Origin of the sequence: uncultured Azohydromonas sp. (assembly GCF_937926365.1) — a bacterium.
In the GTDB taxonomy this organism is placed as follows: domain Bacteria; phylum Pseudomonadota; class Gammaproteobacteria; order Burkholderiales; family Burkholderiaceae_C; genus Azohydromonas.
The window spans coordinates 40,715-58,951 of record NZ_CALAOH010000082.1 but is presented as its reverse complement, the minus strand read 5'-3'; the positions used below and the strand labels follow the sequence as shown (position 1 = coordinate 58,951).

Genomic DNA, 18,237 nt, shown 5'->3' with positions numbered 1-18,237 from the left:
CATCAGTCCCTCGAAGCCGGCCGACCAGAGGCGCCGGACTCCACCAGCGGCACGCCGAACTCGCGCAGGATGGCCTGGATGTCGCCGCGGCGACGCTCGATCAGGCCCTCGATCTGGCTCTTCCACTGCGGCTCGCCGTAGCGCACGCCCATGGCTATGGCGTAGTCGAAGCGCACGTCCGGCTCCGAGGCCAGCGGCACCACCACGAGGTTGGCCGCGCTCTGGCGCTTGGCGGCGTAACCAGCCAGCGGGCCCCACAGGATGGCGGCGTCGATGCGGCCGGCGGCCAGGTCGGCCTCCACCGCCTCGCCGGGGTCGTGCTCGGTGTCCGGGCTCATCATCGGGTAGACCACGGCGCGATCCACCAGCTGGTGCTTGGCCAGCCACTTGCCGGCCGGCGAGCGATCGTGCACGCCGATGCGCAGCTTGCCCAGCACGCCCGGGTCGAGCTTGAGGAAGTCCTGGCCCGTGCGTACCCCGTCGAGCCCCTTGCCGCGCGGGAACACCAGCGCGTAGGTCGAGCGGTAGTAGGGCTTGGTCACCGAGACCTGATCGAAGCCCTCGGGCACGCCCAGCACCACGTCGCAGCGCCAGTCCTCGCCGGGGAGCTTGTAGCGCAGCGTGTTGCGGATGAAGGCCAGGCGGTTGGGGAAGTCGTAGTACTGCAGCGGCAGCCCCAGGTCGCGGGCGAAGAGCTCGGCGATGCGGTTCTCGATACCGTTGCCCTGCGCGCTGGAGAAGGGGAGGTTGTGCGGGTCCTGGCACACCTTGAAGGCCTTGCGCGGCGGCTGTTCCTCCTGCGCTGCAGCGGGCCAGGCCGCCACCAGTGCGCCAAGCAGCAGCGCCGCGCTCCAGCCGCGCCGGCGCGAGCGCGGGAAAGCGGCGGCGCTCATCAAGGCATCTCCTGCACCCTGGCGGAAGTGATGGCCCCGTCCGAGCGGCCCTTGAGGTAGGCGTAGAGCTGGTCGATGTTCTGCGTCACGGCCGGGTTGCTGCCGAAGGAGGGCATGCCCTTTTCCAGCCGGCCTTCCAGCACGGTCTTGGTGAACTCGTCCTTGCTCAGCTTCTTGAGGCTCTCGATGAGCGAGGGGCCGACCATGCCTTCCTGGTTGGGACCATGGCAGCGGTCGCAAGCGGCCGAGCGCCAGGTGCGGAAACCCTTCATGGTCTGGGGATCGACCTTGTTGCCATCCACCACCGTGTAGAGCTGGTTGCCCTGAGCATTGCTGTAGACCGTGGCACCGAACAGCGCCAGACACGACACGGCGGCGAGAGCGACTTTGCGGAACTTCATGAGAGCTTCACTCCAACGAACGTCAGTGAGGAATGCGAACGCCCCAGGCCAACCCGGCACGGGCCGTGCCTGAGGCGTTTTTCAGTGGTGCCTTGTTGTGATGCGGGAGATCAGTTGGGCAGCGCGAACACGGTCAGCGAGCCGCCGAGCTCGGTGTACTGGCTCAGCTCGCGGTAGCCGCCGACGGCGCCCAGGCCGTCGTTGTCCTTCTCCAGGCCCGCGGCCATGCCGATGCCGGCCCAGCCGCCGATGCCCGAGAACACGCCCATGTACTGCTTGCCCTTGTGCTCATACGTGAACACGTTGCCGATGATCCCGGAGGGCGTCTTGAACTTGAACAGCTCCTTGTTGATGTCCTTGGCGTCCACGCACTTCAGGTAGCCCTCCAGCGTGCCGTAGCAGCTGATGCCGCCGGCCGTGTTGAGCGCGCCGCTCCACACCGAGAACTTCTCGGGCTTGCTCTGCACGATCTTGCCGGTGCCGGCGTCCCAGGCGATGTAGTTGCCCATGCCGCCGTGGCTGCCCGGGGCGGGATACATCGCCAGCGTGGCGCCCACATAGGGCTGGCCGGCGGTGTACTCGACCTTGAACGGCTCGTAGTCCATGCACACGTGGTTGGTGGGCACGTAGAACAGCTTGGTGTTGGGGTCGAAGGAGGCGGGCTGCTGGTCCTTGGTGCCCAGCGCCGCCGGGCAGATGCCCTTGGTGTTGACGTCAGGCCCGTTCTGCGCCGTGGAGTACTGCTTGACCACCTGCGGGCGCCCGGTGCGCATGTCCACGTGCGTAGCCCAGTTGACCTTCGGGTCGTACTTCTCGGCCACCAGCAGCGCGCCCGTGACGCGGTCCAGCGTGTAGGCGAAGCCGTTGCGGTCGAAGTGCACCAGCGCCTTGGTCTGCTTGCCCTTGACGGGGATGTCGGCCAGGATCATCTCGTTGACGCCGTCAAAGTCCCACTCGTCATACGGCGTCATCTGGTAGGCCCACTTGGCCACGCCGGTGTCCACGTCGCGCGCGAAGATGGTCATGGACCACTTGTTGTCGCCGGGGCGCTGAGCCGGGTTCCAGGTGGAGGGGTTGCCGGTCCCGTAATAGACCATGTTGGTGGCCTTGTCATAGCTGTACCAGCCCCAGGTGGTGCCGCCGCCGGTCTTCCACTGGTCGCCCTGCCAGGTCTTGAGCGAGGAGTCCTTGCCCACGGGCTTGAGGCCGCCGTCGGCCCAGGTCATGGTCTTCTCCGGGTCCATCAGCATCTCGTTGTCCGGGCCGGTGGAGTAGGCCTTCCAGACCTGGCGCCCGGTGTTGATGTCGTAGGCCGCCAAGAAGCCGCGCACGCCCCATTCGCCGCCGGAGATGCCCGTGATCACCTTGTCCTTGAACACGTGCGGGGCATTGGTGTTGACCGCGCCGAGCTTCGGGTCACCGTTCTTGACGCTCCAGATCACCTTGCCGTTGTTGGCATCCAGCGCCACCAGCATGGAGTCGGCCTGCTGCAGGAAGACCTTGCCCTCGGCATAGGCCAAGCCGCGGTAGACGGTGTCGCAGCACATCTGCGCGATCACGGCCGTGTCCTGCTTGGGCTCGTACTTCCACTTGATCTTCTGCGTCTCCAGGTCGATGGCGAAGACCTTGTTGGGGAAAGGCGAGTGCAGGTACATGGTGCCGTCAATCACCAGCGGCGAGCCCTCGTGGCCGCGCAGCACGCCGGTGGAGAAGGTCCAGGCGACCTGCATCTTGCCGACGTTGCCCTTGTTGATCTGGTCCAGCTTGCTGTAGCGCTGGTTGAACATGTCACCGGCCTGCATCGCCCAGTTCTTCGAGTTGGCGATGTTCTTTTCCACGTCGGCGTTGGCCAGTGCCACGGCGGGTACGGCGAGCAGCAGGCTTCCGAATGTCTGCGCCAATACGGCGACGGAAGGCTTCAAACGCATGGTCATTGTCGTCTCCTGGTGAATGTCAGCGGGCCCACCGCGGCGTCTTCGACGGGTTCCCAGGAGCGCGTTGTAGGCATCGATCGCGGGCGCAACCACTCAGGGCAGACCCTGCGGCCAGGGTCAAAATTGAACAGTCGCCCCGGTGCCGCGCGTCAGCGCGTTACAGCCCCGGGCTCGCCCCGGGCCTGTTCCCGTGGCTCCAGCTGGGCCTTCACCAGCGCCTGGCCCTGCTCGCACAGGAAGCGCTCGAAGGCCGCCGCCACCTGCGGCAGCTGGCGTGCGGCCAGGTGCATGACGTACCAGTCGCGCTCGATGGGGTTGCCCGGCAGCGGCAGCAGCCCCAGCAGCCCGGCCCGCATCTCCAGCGTGCAGGTGTGCAGCGACAGGAAGGCCACGCCCAGCCCGGCCGCGGTGAGCTGCTTGATGGCCTCGTTGCTCGACATCTCCGAGCCAAGACGCAACGGCAGCCCGGCCTCGCGGAACAGCGTCTCGACCGTGGCGCGCGTGCCCGAGCCGCGCTCGCGCACCAGCAGCTCGGCATCGAGCAACTGCGCCAATCTGAGATCGCTGCGCTGCATCAGCGCATGCCCCGGCGCGGCCAGGAAGGCCATGGGGTGTCGCGCAAAAGCCGCGGACACCGTCTTCAGCTCCGCCGGCGGGCGGCCCATGATGGCCAGGTCCACCTCCTGGCCGGCGAGCATGCGCACGATCTGGTCGCGGTTGCCGACCTGCAGCTTCACCTTCACCTTGGGGTGCTCGTTGGCGAAGGCCACCAGCAGCGGCGGCAGCAGGTACTCCGCCGTCGTCACCGCACCGACGCGCAGCGTTCCCGAAAAGTCTCCGTGCTGCGCAGCCATCTCGTCGCCGGCCTCGCGCCACAGCTCCAGGATGCGCCCGGCATAGCCCGCCAGCAGCTCGCCCGCCTCGGTCAGCCGGATGCCGCGCCCGGTGCGCTGCAGCAGCGGCGTGCCCGCCGCCTCCTCCAGCGCGCCGATCTGGATCGACACCGCCGGCTGCGTCAAATGCAGCTCCGCCGCAGCGGCCGAGACGCTGCCCAGCCGGGCCACGGCGTGCAGGGCGGCGAGTTGCTTGAAGGTGGCATGGCGCAACGACGACATGATCCGATATTAGTTAAACCTGATGTCATCTTAAAAAGAATTAACTTTTCCTGATTCCATTCGCTTCCTAGAGTCCATCCCAAGCCGATGCAAACCGGTGTCGGACAAGCAGCCAAGGAGCAGGCGATGGGCGAGATGAACGAACTCAAGCAGATCGTGGACGCGAGCAAGCGCTACGCGGCCGGCGTGCTGAAGTACGCGCAGATGGGCTACTGGAACCCGGACTACGAGCCCAAGGACACCGACATCCTGGCGCTGTTCCGCATCACGCCGCAGGAGGGCGTGGACCCGGTGGAGGCCGCCGCGGCGGTGGCCGGCGAGTCCTCCACCGCGACTTGGACCGTGGTCTGGACCGACCGCCTCACCGCCTGCGACATGTACCGCGCCAAGGCCTACCGCGTGGAGCCGGTGCCGGGGCAGCCGGGCCAGTGGTTCTGCTGGGTGGCCTACGACCTGAGCTTGTTCGAGGAAGGCTCCATCACCAACGTGGCCGCGTCCATCATCGGCAACGTCTTCAGCTTCAAGCCGCTGAAGGCCGCGCGGCTGGAAGACATGCGCTTCCCCGTGGCCTACGTGAAGACCTTCAGCGGCCCGCCCACGGGGGTCATCGTGGAGCGCGAGCGCCTGGACAAATTCGGCCGCCCGCTGCTGGGCGCCACCACCAAGCCCAAGCTGGGCCTGTCGGGCCGCAACTACGGCCGCGTGGTCTACGAGGGCCTCAAGGGCGGCCTGGACTTCATGAAGGATGACGAGAACATCAATTCGCAGCCCTTCATGCACTGGCGCGACCGTTTCCTGTTCGTGATGGACGCGGTCAACAAGGCCAGCGCCGCCACCGGCGAAGTGAAGGGCAGCTACCTCAACGTCACCGCCGGCACGATGGAGGAGATGTACCGCCGCGCCGAGTTCGCCAAGGAGCTGGGCTCGGTGATCGTGATGGTGGACCTGGTGGTGGGCTACACGGGCATCCAGAGCCTGAGCCACTGGTGCCGGCAGCACGACATGATCCTGCACCTGCACCGCGCGGGCCACGGCACCTACACCCGGCAGAAGAACCACGGCGTCTCGTTCCGCGTCATCGCCAAGTGGATGCGCATGGCGGGCGTGGACCACATCCACGCCGGCACGGCGGTGGGCAAGCTCGAAGGTGACCCGCTGACGGTACAGGGCTATTACAACGTGTGCCGCGACGCGCACACGGTGCCCGACCTGCCGCGCGGCATCTTCTTCGAGCAGGACTGGGGCGCGCTGCGCAAGGTGATGCCGGTGGCCTCGGGTGGCATCCACGCCGGCCAGATGCACCAGCTGCTGGACCTGTTCGGCGACGACGTGGTGCTGCAGTTCGGCGGCGGCACCATCGGCCACCCGCAGGGCATCCAGGCCGGCGCCACCGCCAACCGCGTCGCGCTCGAAGCCATGGTGCTGGCGCGCAACGAGGGCCGCGACATCAAGGAAGAAGGCCCCGACATCCTGCGCGCCGCGGCCAAGTGGTGCACCCCGCTGCAGGCCGCGCTCGATACCTGGGGCGAGGTCAGCTTCAACTACACGCCCACCGACACCTCGGACTTCGTGCCCACCCCCTCGGTGGCCTGATCGTTGCAAACCGGAGCCCCCCATGCGTCTGACCCAAGGCACCTTCTCGTTCCTGCCCGACCTCACCGACGAGCAGATCCTCAAGCAGGTCGAATACGCCCTCGACAAGGGTTTCGCAGTCGGCATCGAGTACACCGACGACCCGCACCCGCGCAACACCTTCTGGGAAATGCACGGCAACCCGATGTTCGACCTGCAGGACCCTGCCGGCGTGCTCATGGAGATCAAGGACTGCCGCAAGGCCTTCCCGAACCACTACATCCGCGTCACGGCCTTCGACTCCACGCACGGGGTCGAGTCGGTGGTGCTGTCCTTCATCGTGAACCGGCCGCAGGACGAGCCCGGCTTCCGCCTGGTGCGCTCCGAGGGGCCGGGACGGCAGATCCACTACCGCATCGAGGGCTACGCGGCGCAGGCGCGGCCCGAGGGCGCGCGCTACTGAGCGCGGGAGGCCGCCATGGAAGCCGAAGTGCTCGAAGCGGCCGCCTCCGAGGCGGCCGCGCCCCCGGTGCAGAGCCCGCGCCAGCTGTTCGAGAGCAGCGGGGTGAAGGCGGTGCTGGCGCAGCTCGACGCCGAGCTCGTCGGCCTCGCGCCGGTGAAGAGCCGCATCCACGACATCGCCGCGCTGCTGCTGGTGGACAAGCTGCGCGCGCAACAGGGTTTCGATTCGCAGCCGCCCTCGCTGCACATGTGCTTCACCGGCAATCCCGGCACGGGCAAGACCACGGTGGCGCTGCGCATGGCCGAGGTGCTGAAGCAACTGGGCTACGTGCGCAAGGGGCACCTGGTGGCCGTCACCCGCGACGACCTGGTGGGCCAGTTCATCGGCCACACCGCGCCCAAGACGCGCGAGGTGCTCAAGAAGGCCATGGGCGGGGTGCTGTTCATCGACGAGGCCTACTACCTCTACCGGCCGGAGAACGAGCGCGACTACGGCCAGGAGGCCATCGAGATCCTGCTGCAGGTGATGGAGAACCAGCGCGAGGACATCGTGGTGATCCTGGCCGGCTACAAGGACCGCATGCAGACCTTCTTCGGCTCCAACCCGGGCATGGCCTCGCGCATCGCGCACCACATCGACTTCCCCGACTACACGGAAGCCGAGCTGCTGCGCATCTCGGAGCTGATGCTGCAGAAGCTGCACTACCGCTTCGACCCCGGCGCGCAGGCCGCCTTCGCGCGCTACATCGCGCTGCGCCGCGCGCAGCCGCACTTCGCCAACGCGCGCTCCATCCGCAACGCGCTGGACCGCATCCGGCTGCGCCACGCCACGCGGCTGTTCGACAGCGACGCGCCGCTGCAGCCCGAGCAGCTCGTCACCCTGGAAGCGGCCGACGTGCTCGGCAGCCGGGTGTTCGACAACCCCACGCCCAACGACCCCGACGCAAGGAATCGCGCATGAGCATCCAGGCCCTGATCTTCGACGTGGACGGCACGCTGGCCGACACGGAGGAACTGCACCGCCAAGCCTTCAACGCCGCCTTCGCCGATGCCGGCCTGCGCTGGGACTGGAACCGCGCGCGCTACCGCGAGCTGCTGCGCGTGACCGGCGGCAAGGAGCGCATCGCGCACCACATCGACACCCTGGGCCTGGACGAGCTGGACCGCCGCGCCGCGCTGGCGCGCATCCCCGCGCTGCACGCGGCCAAGACGCGGCACTACGCGGCGCTGGTGGCGCAGGGCGCCGTGCCGCTGCGCCCGGGCGTGGCGCGGCTGCTGCGCGAGGCGCGCGAGGCCGGGCTGCACCTGGCCATCGCCAGCACCACCAGCCCCGCCAACGTCGAGGCGCTGCTGGTGGCGACGCTGGGCCCGCAGGGGCCGGGGCTGTTCGACCTGATCGCCTGCGGCGACCTGGTGCGGCACAAGAAGCCGGCGCCGGACGTGTTCGAGCTGGTGCTGCGCACGCTGGGCCTGGATGCGGACGAGGCCGTCGCCTTCGAGGACTCGGCCCACGGCCTGCGCGCGGCGCGCGCCGCCGGGCTGTGGACCGTGGTCACGCCCACCTGGTGGACCGAGGACGAGCGCTTCGCCGACGCGCAGCTGCTGCTGCCGCACCTGGGCGACCCCGGGCAGCCGCTGTCCGGCGAGCCCGGCGGCAGCCTGCCCGACGCGGCCTGGCTCACGCTGCAGGGCCTGGAGCAGCTGCGCCATCCGCCCGTGCACTGCGAAGTGCGGCAGCTCTACCAGGGCGTGTGATGCGCGCCGAAGCCCTGGCCCTGGACCTGGACGGCACGCTGGTGGACAGCGCGCCGGACATCGCCGCGGCGCTGGCGCATGCGCTGCGCGCGGAGCACCTGGACGCCCGCTTCGACCTGCCGACCGTGCGCGGCTGGGTGGGCGACGGGCCGGACGCGCTGATCCGCCGCGCGCTGGCGGCGCGGGGCGTGACGGACCCGCATCCCACGCTGCTGCGGCGCCTGCGCAGCCACTTCGACAAGGCCACGCTGGCCGCGCCGCTGGCGCACGGCACGGTGTTCGAGGGCATCGAAGCCGTGATGGGCGAGCTGGCGCGCTCGCTGCCGCTGGTGGTGGTGACCAACAAGCCCACGCCGCTGGCGCGGGCGGTGCTCGCCAGTGCGGGACTGCTGCCGCACTGCGCGGCGGTGATGGGCGCGGACCGCCCCGAGTTGCGCAAGCCCGCGCCGGCAATGCTGCTGGCCGCGTGCGAGCTGTGCGGCGTGCTGCCCTCGCGGCTGCTGATGGTCGGCGACGGCCCCGCGGACGTGCGCGCCGCGGCGGCGGCGGGCTGCCTGATGGCGCTGGCCGGCTGGGGCTACGGCGGCGTGGAGGAGCCCGGCCCCGCCGTGTGGCGGCTGCAGGTGCCACGGCAGCTGCTGGCCCTGCTGCCGCCGCGCGCGCCCACAGCGTCCCACTGAAAACCGGCATCCAACAAGACAACCGAAGGAGACCCCCCATGCTGATCGAAGGCCGCAGCAACCTCACGCAGTTCCTGATCGAGGAACGCCGGCGCCACCCGCGCGCCACCGGCGAGCTCAACGCGCTGGTGACCGACGTGTCGCTGGCGTGCAAGGCCATCGCGGCGCGCGTGGCGCGCGGCGCCCTGGGGCAGGACGCCGCCGCCGAGGCCACGCCGCAGTTCGCGCGCGACGCCTTCACGCGCGCCTGCGAGTGGGGCGGCAACCTGGCGGGCTATTCCGCCTGCGGCGAGGCCGAGGCCACGCCCATTCCCGAGGCCTATCCGCGCGGCAAGTACCTGCTGCTGTTCCAGCCGCTGGACGGCGCGGGCAACCTGGACATCAACCATGGCGTGGGCAGCCTGTTCTCGGTGCTGCGCGCGCCGCAGGCCGGCGTGGCGCCGAGCGCCACCGACTGGATGCAGCCCGGCAGCAGCCAGGTCTGCGCCGGCTACGCGCTCTACGGCCCGGCCACCATGCTGGTGCTGAGCTTCGGCCAGGGCACGCACGGCTTCACGCTGGACCCGCAGCTGGGCGAGTGGATGCTCAGCCACCCGAACCTGCAGGTGCCGCGGCGCGCGCGCGAGTTCGCCATCAACGCCTCGCACAGCCGCTTCTGGGAGCCGGCCGTCAAGCGTTACGTGGACGAGTGCCTGGAGGGACGCAACGGGGTGCGCGGCGCGGACTTCTCGATGCGCTGGATCGCCTCGCTGGTGGCGGAGACGCACCGCATCCTGCTGCGCGGCGGCGTGTTCCTGTGCCCGCGCGACGGCACCGACCCGCAGCGCGCGGGCCGCGTGCAGCTGCTGCATGAGGCCGACCCGGTGGCGATGCTCATCGAGCAGGCCGGTGGTTGCGCGAGCACCGGGCGCCACCGCGTGCTGGGCCTGGAGCCCGAGGGGCTGCAGCAGCGCGTGGGTTTCATCTTCGGATCGGCGGAAGAGGTGGAGCGCATCGAGCGCTACCACGAGGAGCAGTTGCTCGACGGCGGCTACCGCGCGCCGCTGTTCGGGCAGCGCGGGCTGTTCGCGCCCGTGTAAGCACAACGGTTCTGACGACCCCTGGAGTTTTCCCATGTCCGTGAAGCACCCCATCGTCGCCATCACCGGCTCCTCCGGCGCCGGCACCACCTCGGTGACGCGCACCTTCGAAGCCATCTTCCGCCGCGAGGGCGTGCGCGCCGCCATCGTCGAAGGCGACAGCTTCCATCGCTACGACCGCGCCGAGATGAAGAAGGCCATGGCCGAGGCCGAAGCCAACGGCAAGCCGCACTTCAGCCACTTCGGCACCGACGCCAACCTGTTCTCCGAGCTGGAGAACCTGTTCCGCCACTACGCCGAGACCGGCACCGGCCAGGCGCGCAAGTACCTGCACGACGAGGCGGAAGCGGCGCCCTTCAAGCAGCCGCCGGGCACCTTCACGCCCTGGGCGCCGCTGCCGGAGTCGGAACTGCTGTTCTACGAAGGCCTGCACGGCGGCGTGAAGACCGGGGAGCACGACGTGGCGCGCTACCCGGACCTGCTCATCGGCGTGGTGCCGGTGATCAACCTGGAGTGGATCCAGAAGATCCACCGCGACAAGGCCACGCGCGGCTACTCCACCGAGGCGGTGACGGACGTGATCCTGCGCCGCATGCACGAGTACGTGCACTACATCTGCCCGCAGTTCACGCGCACGCACATCAACTTCCAGCGCGTGCCGGTGGTGGACACCTCCGACCCCTTCATCGCCCGCACCATCCCCACGCCGGACGAGAGCCTGGTGGTGATCCGCTTCGCCAACCCCAAGGGCATCGACTTCCCGTACCTGCTGAGCATGCTGCACGACTCGTGGATGTCGCGCGCCAACACGCTGGTGGTGCCGGGCGGCAAGATGGACCTGGCCATGCAGCTGATCTTCACGCCCATGATCCTGCGGCTGATGGAGCGCAGGCGGCAGGCGATGGTGGCCTGAAAGAAAGGTGCGGCGGCAACCGTACTGCCGCACGGGGCGCCGGACGTCCGCGGTATGCGGACCGCATCGCGCCTCCAGGCGGCTGACCCGCACCGCACCCTGACCCCTCATGCCCGCGAAGGCGGGCATCCACGCGCACCCGTTGGTCTCCTTGTGGGTACAGGACAGCCCCGAACGTCGGCCGGGGCTGGGTGGCAGCACGCGTGGATGCCCGCCTTCGCGGGCATGACGGAGCGGTGTGCGCGGCGCGTCGGCTGACGGTCGGCGCAAACCCCGGCGTCGCCGCCTCACGAACAACACCCTGATTTCACTGGAAGGAGAGCCCATGCCCCACACCGCCCCGGACCCCATCCGCCGCCGCTGCGCGCACGCCCTGCGCATGCTGGCCATCGAGGCCGTGCAGGCCGCCAATTCCGGCCATCCCGGCATGCCCATGGGCATGGCCGACATCGCCGAGGCGCTGTGGCGCCACCATCTGAAACACGACCCGGCCGATCCGCAGTGGCCCGACCGCGACCGCTTCGTGCTCTCCAACGGCCACGGCTCCATGCTGCTGTACGCGCTGCTGCACCTGAGCGGCTATGACCTTCCGATGCAGGAGCTGCAGCGCTTCCGCCAGCTCGGCTCGCGCACGCCGGGGCATCCGGAAGTGCACATGACGCCCGGCGTGGAGACGACGACCGGGCCGCTGGGCCAGGGCCTGGCCAACGCGGTGGGCATGGCGCTGGCGGAGAAGCTGCTGGCCCAGGAGTTCAACCGCCCCGGCCACGAGATCGTGGACCACCGCACCTGGGTCTTCCTCGGCGACGGCTGCCTGATGGAAGGCCTCAGCCACGAGGCCTGCTCGCTGGCCGGCACCTGGGGGCTGCGCAAGCTGGTGGCGTTCTACGACGACAACGGCATCTCCATCGACGGCAACGTGAAGGGCTGGTTCGGCGACGACACGCCCGCGCGCTTCGAGGCCTACGGCTGGACGGTGCTGCGCGGCGTGGACGGCCACAGCTTCCAGGCGCTGGACGAGGCCATCGCGCAGGCGCTGCGCTCCGAGCGCCCGGTGCTGGTCTGCTGCCGCACGCAGATCGGCCACGGCTCGCCCAACCGCGCCGGCACGGCCGACGTGCACGGCGCACCGCTGGGCGAGGCGGAGATCGCCCTGGTGCGCCAGGCGCTGGACTGGGAGGCGGCCTCGTTCCAGGTGCCGCAGGAAGTGCGCCAAGCCTGGGACGCGGCGGAGCGCGGCGCCACGCTGCGCCGGCACTGGCAGCAGCGCTTCGACGCCTACGCGCAGGCCTTTCCCGAGCTGGCGGCGGAGTTCCTGCGCCGCCGCCGCGGCGGCCCGCTGCGCGAAGAGACGCTGGCGGCGCTGGCGCAGGCGGTGCTGGATGCCGAGCGCCGCGGCGCCAAGGTCGCCACGCGCAAGGCCTCGCAGGAGCTGCTGGATGCGGTCGCACCCACCGCGCCGGAGCTGCTGGGCGGCTCGGCCGACCTCACCGGATCGAACCTCACCGACTGGCGCGGCAGCCGCTCGCTGACCGGGCAGGGCAGCGGCAACCATGTGCACTACGGCGTGCGCGAGTTCGGCATGGCGGCGGTGATGAACGGCGTGGCGCTGCACGGCGGCTACCGGCCCTTCGGCGGCACCTTCCTCGCCTTCTCCGACTACTCGCGCAACGCGCTGCGCATGGCAGCGCTGATGCGGCTGCCGGTGGTGCACGTGTTCACGCACGACTCCATCGGCCTGGGCGAGGACGGCCCCACGCACCAGCCGGTGGAGCACGCGCACAGCCTGCGGCTGGTCCCGAACCTGGACGTGTGGCGCCCGGCGGATGCGACCGAGACGGCGGTGGCCTGGCAGCAGGCGCTGCGGCGCGATGACGGACCGAGCTGCCTGCTGCTGAGCCGCCAGGCGCTGCCGCACGCGGGCGACGGGCAGGAGCGCATCGAGGGCATCGCCCGCGGCGCCTACGTGCTGCGCCGCGAGCGCGGCGAGCGCGTGGTGCTGATCGCCTCGGGCTCGGAGGTGTCGCTGGCGCTGGCCGCGGCGCAGCGGCTGGCCGACGAGGGCATCGCGGCGCGCGTGGTGTCGGCGCCGTGCCTGGAAGTCTTCGAACGCCAGGACGAGGCCTACCGCCGCGAGGTGATCCCGCGCGCGCTGCCGCGCCTGGCCATCGAGGCCGGGCGCAGCGGGCTGTGGTGGAAGTACGTGGGCGAGGACGGCGACGTGGTGGCGCTGGAGCGCTTCGGCGAGTCGGCGCCCGCGCCGGCGCTGTTCGAGCACTTCGGGTTCACGCCGCAGGCGGTGGCGGGGAGGGCGAGGAGACTGCTCGGACAGGTGAACCACGCCGGATGAGCGTTGGCCGACGCTGGCCCGTGATGCCCACTGTTTCGTCATTCCCGCGAAGGCGGGAATCCAGGCGGCCCCCAAGCCGGCCGCCAGCACGGGAAACGGCGCACCAAGAGCCGGACCTCGTGCCGCCTGCCTGGCCTCTCGCGCTCCGATGTGGGGCCGCCTGGATCCCCGCCTGCGCGGGGATGACGAAGTAGCAAGGGAGGCGGATCAGCTCACGGCAGCACCCAACACGCTTCTCGTTTCCGTTTCTCCCTCAACGACCCCTTCCCAGGAGAACCCCATGCCCATGATCCCCCTGCGCCAGCTCCTCGACCACGCCGCCGAGAACGGCTATGGCGTGCCGGCCTTCAACGTCAACAACCTGGAGCAGATACAGGCCATCATGCAGGCCGCCCAGGCCACCGACAGCCCGGTGATCCTGCAGGCCTCCGCGGGCGCCAGGAAGTACGCCGGCGAGCCCTTCCTGCGCAAGATGGTCGAGGCCGCCGCCGAGATGTATCCGCAACTGCCCATCGTGCTGCACCAGGACCACGGCGCCAGCCCCGCCGTGTGCATCCAGGCCATACGCTCCGGCTTCACCAGCGTGATGATGGACGGCTCGCTCTTGCCCGACGCGAAGACACCATCGAGCTACGAGTACAACGTGGAGGTGACCCGCCACGTCGTGAAGATGGCGCACGCGGTGGGCGTGTCGGTCGAAGGCGAGCTCGGCTGCCTGGGCTCGCTGGAGTCGGGCCGGGCCGGCGAGGAGGACGGCGTGGGTGCCGAGGGCACGCTCTCGCACGAGCAGTTGCTCACCGACCCGGCGCAGGCCGCGGACTTCGTGGCCCGCACCGGCGTGGACGCGCTGGCCATCGCCATCGGCACCTCGCATGGCGCTTATAAATTCAGCCGCAAGCCCACGGGCGACATCCTGGCCATCGAGCGCATCAAGCAGATCCACGCGCGGCTGCCCGACACGCACCTGGTGATGCACGGGTCGTCCTCGGTGCCGCAGGAGTGGCTGTCGGTGATCCGCGAGCACGGCGGCGAGATCCGCGAAACCTACGGCGTGCCGGTGGAGGAGATCCGCGAGGGCATCCGCCACGGCGTGCGCAAGATCAACATCGACACCGACATCCGCCTGGCCATGACCGGCGCGCTGCGCCGCGCCATGGCGCAGCAGCGCGGCGAATTCGACCCGCGCGCCTTTCTCAAGCAGGCCACCGCCGCGGCGCGCGCGCTGTGCGCCGAGCGCTTCGAGGCCTTCGGCTGCGCCGGACAGGCCTCGCGCATTCGGCCGCCGCGGCTGGCGGCGTAGGACGCAAAAAAGCCGGGGGCCGCTGCCGTCGGCAACGGACTCCCCGGTGCAAATGGGCCGCGGCCTCCCGTTGCCGCGGCGCCCTGAGGTCCGGCATGGCGCCGGCCGGCTCACTTCACCCGCTTCAGCGGGCCGGCCAGATCAGGGAAGTTGCTGGTGTTGAGCACCTGGATGCCCGCGTTGTGCTTGCCGTTGAAGGGGGTGACGGCGCCCGGGCAGCCGGCTTTCTGGGCGTCGGCGGGCGAGTTGAACCACAAGCCCAGGTGGTACTGGTGCACCGGCGGCGTCAGCGGCGTGGTGGCGGCGTCCGGGAACGGGCCGTTATGCACGTGCGGCGCCGCCACCGAGTTGCCGATGGCCAGCGAGAAGGTCTCCTTGTTGAAGCGGCCGATGAACTTCTGCTTGCCCTTGCCCTGCCAGTCGGTCTTGATGTCGCCCTGGTACCAGCCCAGGCCGAAGGGGAAGTTCGGCACGCTCAGCACGAACAGGTCGAACTCCGTGTTGGGCGGCAGGCCCTGCACCTGCACCGTCATCTCCTCGGCCTCGCCGACCTTCTGGATGGAGACACGGCCCTTGGCCTTGACCACGCAGCTCGGCGAGGACGCCAATCCGGGCGAGCGAACCATGTTGAACACGAACGGCGCATCCCATTCCGCCGCGGCGGCTTCGGTTTCCTGAGCCTGTGCTGCCGAGGAAGCCGCAACGGCGGCCATCACGGAGGCCGCCAGGGCAGCACGGCGCAGGGAACGGACTTGCTTGCTCATCATGAAAACTCCTTGTGAACGGGTCACCCAGGCGCTTGAAAGTTGAGAAGGAAACGGACTCGGCGCGCGGTGCCTGGAACGGCGCCAACCCCTGTCGATCGCGGGAAGCGCATGGCGCGTCCCTGATCCGCTGCTTCAGTTGCCGGGGTGACGATGGCCGTTCAGCCCTCCGTGGGGGGATGCGGCGGCACCCTCCACGGGGGGAGATCCGTTCGATGCGGGGGCGGCGCGGGCCTCAGCCCGGGCCGCCGCCCCAGGCCGCGACGGCCTCGTCGCGCAGCGCGTCGCCGCGGCCCTCGTAGCGCGGCGAGAAGTGGAAGGGGATGAGCTCGCGCGCGCCCACCAGCCGCGCGATCTCGCCCGCGCGCCGCGCCGTGAGGTGGTGCTTGCGCAGTGCATGCTCGCGGTCGGCGTCCAGGAACACGCATTCGATGTGCAACTGGTCCACGCCGCGCAGCAGCGCCGCCAGCGTGGCGGCGTCGGCCTCGCTGCCGCACAGGTCCGTCACATAGCCGATGCAGCGCCCGGGGCGCTCGTCCAGCACGATGGGACGCAGCTCATCGACCGTGCGCCGCTGCGCGTGCTCGCCCCCGCGGTCGATCCAGCGCACCTCGATGACACGGCCGCCGGGTGCGCCGGACATCACGGCGTCCTTGAGCTCGCGCAACCAGGCGCCGCTGGTGAAGCCCTGAGCCTGCATGCGCGCCACGTTGACGGCCACGCGCGCCTTCTCCTCCAGCGCGAAGGCGAGCACCGGGATGCCATGGTCCACGAAGCGGGCGCGCACGCGGAACTGGTCCTCGTCGTGCACCACGTCGCCGTCCCAGGGGCCTTCCTCGTCCTCGCCGCGCCTGAAAGCGTCCCGGCTGCTGAAGAGCGCGCGGCGCCGGCGGCCCTCGGGACGGAACTCGCGCACCTCGATCTCCAGCGCCACCTCGTAGCGGTGCACCAGGTTCCAGGTGTAGGCGTGCAGCTTGTGCTCCACCTGCGCCACGAAGCCCGGGCCGCCGACGAGCACCAGCCGCGACTGGCGGCCCAGGATCACGCGCAGCAGGTGGTCCAGCCCCGCGAAATGGTCCATGTGCGTGTGGCTGACGAAGGCGTGCGAGACGCGCAGCAGCTCGCGCGGCATCAGCGGCGCGAGCTCGCCCAGGTCGAACAGCAGGCCGCGGCGCTGGCCGTTCATCTCGCAGTACAGGCCCGGGTCGCCGGTGGGACCGTTGACGAGGCGGGTGGTGAAGAGACAGGACATGGCCGGGCGGCTGACGCCCCGCCGGGGGCGTCGCCCCCGCTTCACGGCAAGCGCAGGGCCAGGGTGGGCACGCCACCGGCCATGTCCGCCGGGCTCAACGGCGCTCGATGCTCACGACGACAGGTGCCTGATGCTCACGTACTGCTTGATGATCTCCCTCATGGAAGAGGCGATCTCCACGAACTCCAGTCCGATCAGGAAACCCTTTTCCTTGCCGCTGAGGATGCTGTGGGCGATGCGGCCCCGGGCCAGCAGCACCTCCATGCCCTCGGACAGAATGGGCGGCCGCACCCGGATGTCGCAAACGACGTCCTGCCGCAGGTTCATGGGCGTCACGACGCCGATGCCGCCCACGCTGATGTCAAAAGTGCGCACCTCGATGACCTGCCGGTCAGGCAGCCGCAGCAAGGCTGGCGCGCGAAATTTCTTGCGCTCGCCCAAGCGGCGGTCGATGCCCGCGCCCGCCCACGCTGAAACCTCTCTTGCTTCCATCATGAATTCCGCTCCTGCAGGAGCCCGGCGTTCGCGCCAGGCCGATCCCGCTTCTCCATGAACAGCTCGCGCGGTACAGCACCAAAGAGCGATCGCCCCTCCCAATACAAGTGGTTACGAGACTACCCTGTCGGCGTTCGAGGGTCGCACAACTTTTCGGACAACCCTGCACAGGCTTCGGACTTTGTAAAGAAGCCTCTGCGGGCCGCCGCCCGCCACGCCCACCGAGCCAACTGACCGTCGGCCCGTCGTGCCGTCAAGGCAGGGCTGGCAAGGAAACAGGTCGGCGGTGTCAGCAAGGGTTCACGAAGCGCCGTATCGATGCCACCGCGTTTGGCGAAATCTCCGTGAACTGCAGACCGACCAGGAAGCCGTTTTCCTTGCCGCTGAGAATGCTGTAGGCGATGCGCCCGCGAGCCATCAGCATCTCGACGCCGTCGTCCAGCAAGGGCGCGCGGAATTTGATTTCGCACACCGCATCCCGCAGCAGATTCGAAGGGGCCACGAAGCCGATGCCCCCCACACTGATGTCCAGCGTGCGTACGCGCTGTACCTTACGGTCGGGCAACAACAGTTGGGCGGAACAACGAAACAGTTTGCGGTCGCACTGGCGCCGCTCAGCCCCCAGATAGACCCAGGTGGCGATGTCGCGTGTTTCCATCATGGTGTTTTTCTCCCCAAAGCCAACGACGCTCTTATGCACGGCTCATCCCCCCAGCGGACATGCGCGCCTCTGAAGGCACAGCCATGCGTCTAAAGGAACCCATCCGTGGCGGATGAGCCGCGGTCCTTTATCGGCTCGCCAACGTGGACTTTTTCACACCCACCAAAATCAACAGGAAAATTCGTGAATTAATACCTGTTTTCCTGATTCAAACCGATTTTGACAGGACATGAACCATTGACGCAGTTGGCATGGACAAGAATCCCGGCTGTTCCGGATAAGGCCAACTGCCTGGTACAGGGCCAACACCGGGTTCTTTGCTGTCCTGACCGAAGGCACACCATGCTGAAAATGAAACCCAACTGCGAGTGCTGCGACAAGGACCTGCCGCCAGGTTCGACCGAAGCCCGTATCTGCTCCTTCGAGTGCACTTTTTGTAACACCTGTGCCGAGGGAGTTCTGCACGACACTTGCCCCAATTGCGGTGGCGAGTTGGTGACCCGTCCGCGACGCCCGGCCAGCAAGCTGGAGAAGTACCCGGCCACGACCGAGCGGGTGCTCAAGCCTGCGGGTTGCGCGCCCGCGGGCTAAACGGCGCCCGGTTTGCGCCT

At 69.2% G+C, this 18,237-nt stretch carries 18 protein-coding genes; 10 read left to right on the top strand and 8 right to left on the bottom strand.

What is annotated here, in order from left to right:
* Positions 1–2: 2 nt before the first annotated feature.
* From Q0741_RS08335 to Q0741_RS08320, 4 genes are all read right to left on the bottom strand, one after another.
* Positions 3–893 (bottom strand): quinoprotein dehydrogenase-associated putative ABC transporter substrate-binding protein, encoded by an 891-nt coding sequence (locus Q0741_RS08335; protein ID WP_298232735.1) that lies wholly within the window; start codon positions 891–893, stop codon positions 3–5.
* Positions 893–1,294 carry a cytochrome c gene (locus Q0741_RS08330; protein ID WP_298232734.1) on the bottom strand — a complete coding sequence of 134 codons (402 nt, stop codon included), beginning with the start codon at positions 1,292–1,294 and terminating at the stop codon, positions 893–895. The genes Q0741_RS08335 and Q0741_RS08330 overlap by 1 nt, the downstream gene beginning before the upstream one ends.
* Positions 1,295–1,404: 110 nt before the next feature.
* On the bottom strand, positions 1,405–3,222 hold the full coding sequence (locus Q0741_RS08325) for a methanol/ethanol family PQQ-dependent dehydrogenase (protein ID WP_298232760.1): 1,818 nt from the start codon (positions 3,220–3,222) through the stop codon (positions 1,405–1,407).
* Positions 3,223–3,377: 155 nt separating this feature from the next.
* Positions 3,378–4,343: a LysR family transcriptional regulator gene (locus Q0741_RS08320; RefSeq protein ID WP_298232733.1), complete on the bottom strand. Its 966-nt coding sequence runs from the start codon at positions 4,341–4,343 to the stop codon at positions 3,378–3,380.
* A 135-nt stretch (positions 4,344–4,478) separates the two neighbouring features.
* Between Q0741_RS08320 and Q0741_RS08315 the strand changes: the two genes are divergently transcribed.
* From Q0741_RS08315 to fba, 9 genes are all read left to right on the top strand, one after another.
* The gene (locus Q0741_RS08315) at positions 4,479–5,936 is read left to right on the top strand and encodes a form I ribulose bisphosphate carboxylase large subunit (protein ID WP_367184084.1); all 1,458 of its coding nucleotides are present in this window, start codon (positions 4,479–4,481) and stop codon (positions 5,934–5,936) included.
* A 22-nt stretch (positions 5,937–5,958) separates the two neighbouring features.
* Complete coding sequence (locus Q0741_RS08310; RefSeq protein WP_298232731.1) at positions 5,959–6,378, top strand: ribulose bisphosphate carboxylase small subunit; 420 nt, start codon at positions 5,959–5,961, stop codon at positions 6,376–6,378.
* A gap of 15 nt (positions 6,379–6,393) precedes the next feature.
* Complete coding sequence (cbbX, locus tag Q0741_RS08305) at positions 6,394–7,338, top strand: CbbX protein (RefSeq protein ID WP_298232730.1); 945 nt, start codon at positions 6,394–6,396, stop codon at positions 7,336–7,338.
* A complete protein-coding gene (locus tag Q0741_RS08300) occupies positions 7,335–8,132 on the top strand; it encodes an HAD family hydrolase (protein ID WP_298232729.1) in 798 nt (265 codons plus the stop codon). Before cbbX ends, Q0741_RS08300 begins: the two co-directional genes overlap by 4 nt.
* Positions 8,132–8,812 (top strand): HAD-IA family hydrolase, encoded by a 681-nt coding sequence (locus Q0741_RS08295; protein ID WP_298232728.1) that lies wholly within the window; start codon positions 8,132–8,134, stop codon positions 8,810–8,812. The genes Q0741_RS08300 and Q0741_RS08295 overlap by 1 nt, the downstream gene beginning before the upstream one ends.
* A 38-nt stretch (positions 8,813–8,850) precedes the next feature.
* Positions 8,851–9,891 (top strand): class 1 fructose-bisphosphatase, encoded by a 1,041-nt coding sequence (locus Q0741_RS08290; RefSeq protein WP_298232727.1) that lies wholly within the window; start codon positions 8,851–8,853, stop codon positions 9,889–9,891.
* A gap of 34 nt (positions 9,892–9,925) precedes the next feature.
* Positions 9,926–10,804, top strand: coding sequence for a phosphoribulokinase (locus tag Q0741_RS08285; protein WP_298232726.1), 879 nt, complete (start codon positions 9,926–9,928; stop codon positions 10,802–10,804).
* A 325-nt stretch (positions 10,805–11,129) separates the two neighbouring features.
* Positions 11,130–13,154, top strand: a complete 2,025-nt coding sequence (gene tkt, locus Q0741_RS08280; protein WP_298232725.1) for a transketolase — start codon at positions 11,130–11,132, stop codon at positions 13,152–13,154.
* A 280-nt stretch (positions 13,155–13,434) separates the two neighbouring features.
* Positions 13,435–14,454, top strand: coding sequence for a class II fructose-bisphosphate aldolase (gene fba, locus Q0741_RS08275; protein WP_298232724.1), 1,020 nt, complete (start codon positions 13,435–13,437; stop codon positions 14,452–14,454).
* A 110-nt stretch (positions 14,455–14,564) separates the two neighbouring features.
* Here the strand turns inward: fba and Q0741_RS08270 are convergent, their stop codons facing one another.
* The 4 genes from Q0741_RS08270 to Q0741_RS08255 form a co-directional block, all read right to left on the bottom strand.
* The gene (locus Q0741_RS08270) at positions 14,565–15,218 is read right to left on the bottom strand and encodes a hypothetical protein (protein ID WP_298232723.1); all 654 of its coding nucleotides are present in this window, start codon (positions 15,216–15,218) and stop codon (positions 14,565–14,567) included.
* A gap of 235 nt (positions 15,219–15,453) precedes the next feature.
* Positions 15,454–16,470: a ribonuclease Z gene (locus Q0741_RS08265; protein WP_298232722.1), complete on the bottom strand. Its 1,017-nt coding sequence runs from the start codon at positions 16,468–16,470 to the stop codon at positions 15,454–15,456.
* Positions 16,471–16,581: 111 nt separating this feature from the next.
* Positions 16,582–16,965 (bottom strand): PilZ domain-containing protein, encoded by a 384-nt coding sequence (locus Q0741_RS08260; RefSeq protein ID WP_298232721.1) that lies wholly within the window; start codon positions 16,963–16,965, stop codon positions 16,582–16,584.
* A gap of 289 nt (positions 16,966–17,254) precedes the next feature.
* Complete coding sequence (locus tag Q0741_RS08255; protein ID WP_298232720.1) at positions 17,255–17,623, bottom strand: PilZ domain-containing protein; 369 nt, start codon at positions 17,621–17,623, stop codon at positions 17,255–17,257.
* A 345-nt stretch (positions 17,624–17,968) separates the two neighbouring features.
* Between Q0741_RS08255 and Q0741_RS08250 the strand changes: the two genes are divergently transcribed.
* Positions 17,969–18,217 carry a DUF1272 domain-containing protein gene (locus Q0741_RS08250; RefSeq protein ID WP_298232719.1) on the top strand — a complete coding sequence of 83 codons (249 nt, stop codon included), beginning with the start codon at positions 17,969–17,971 and terminating at the stop codon, positions 18,215–18,217.
* Positions 18,218–18,237: the final 20 nt, after the last annotated feature.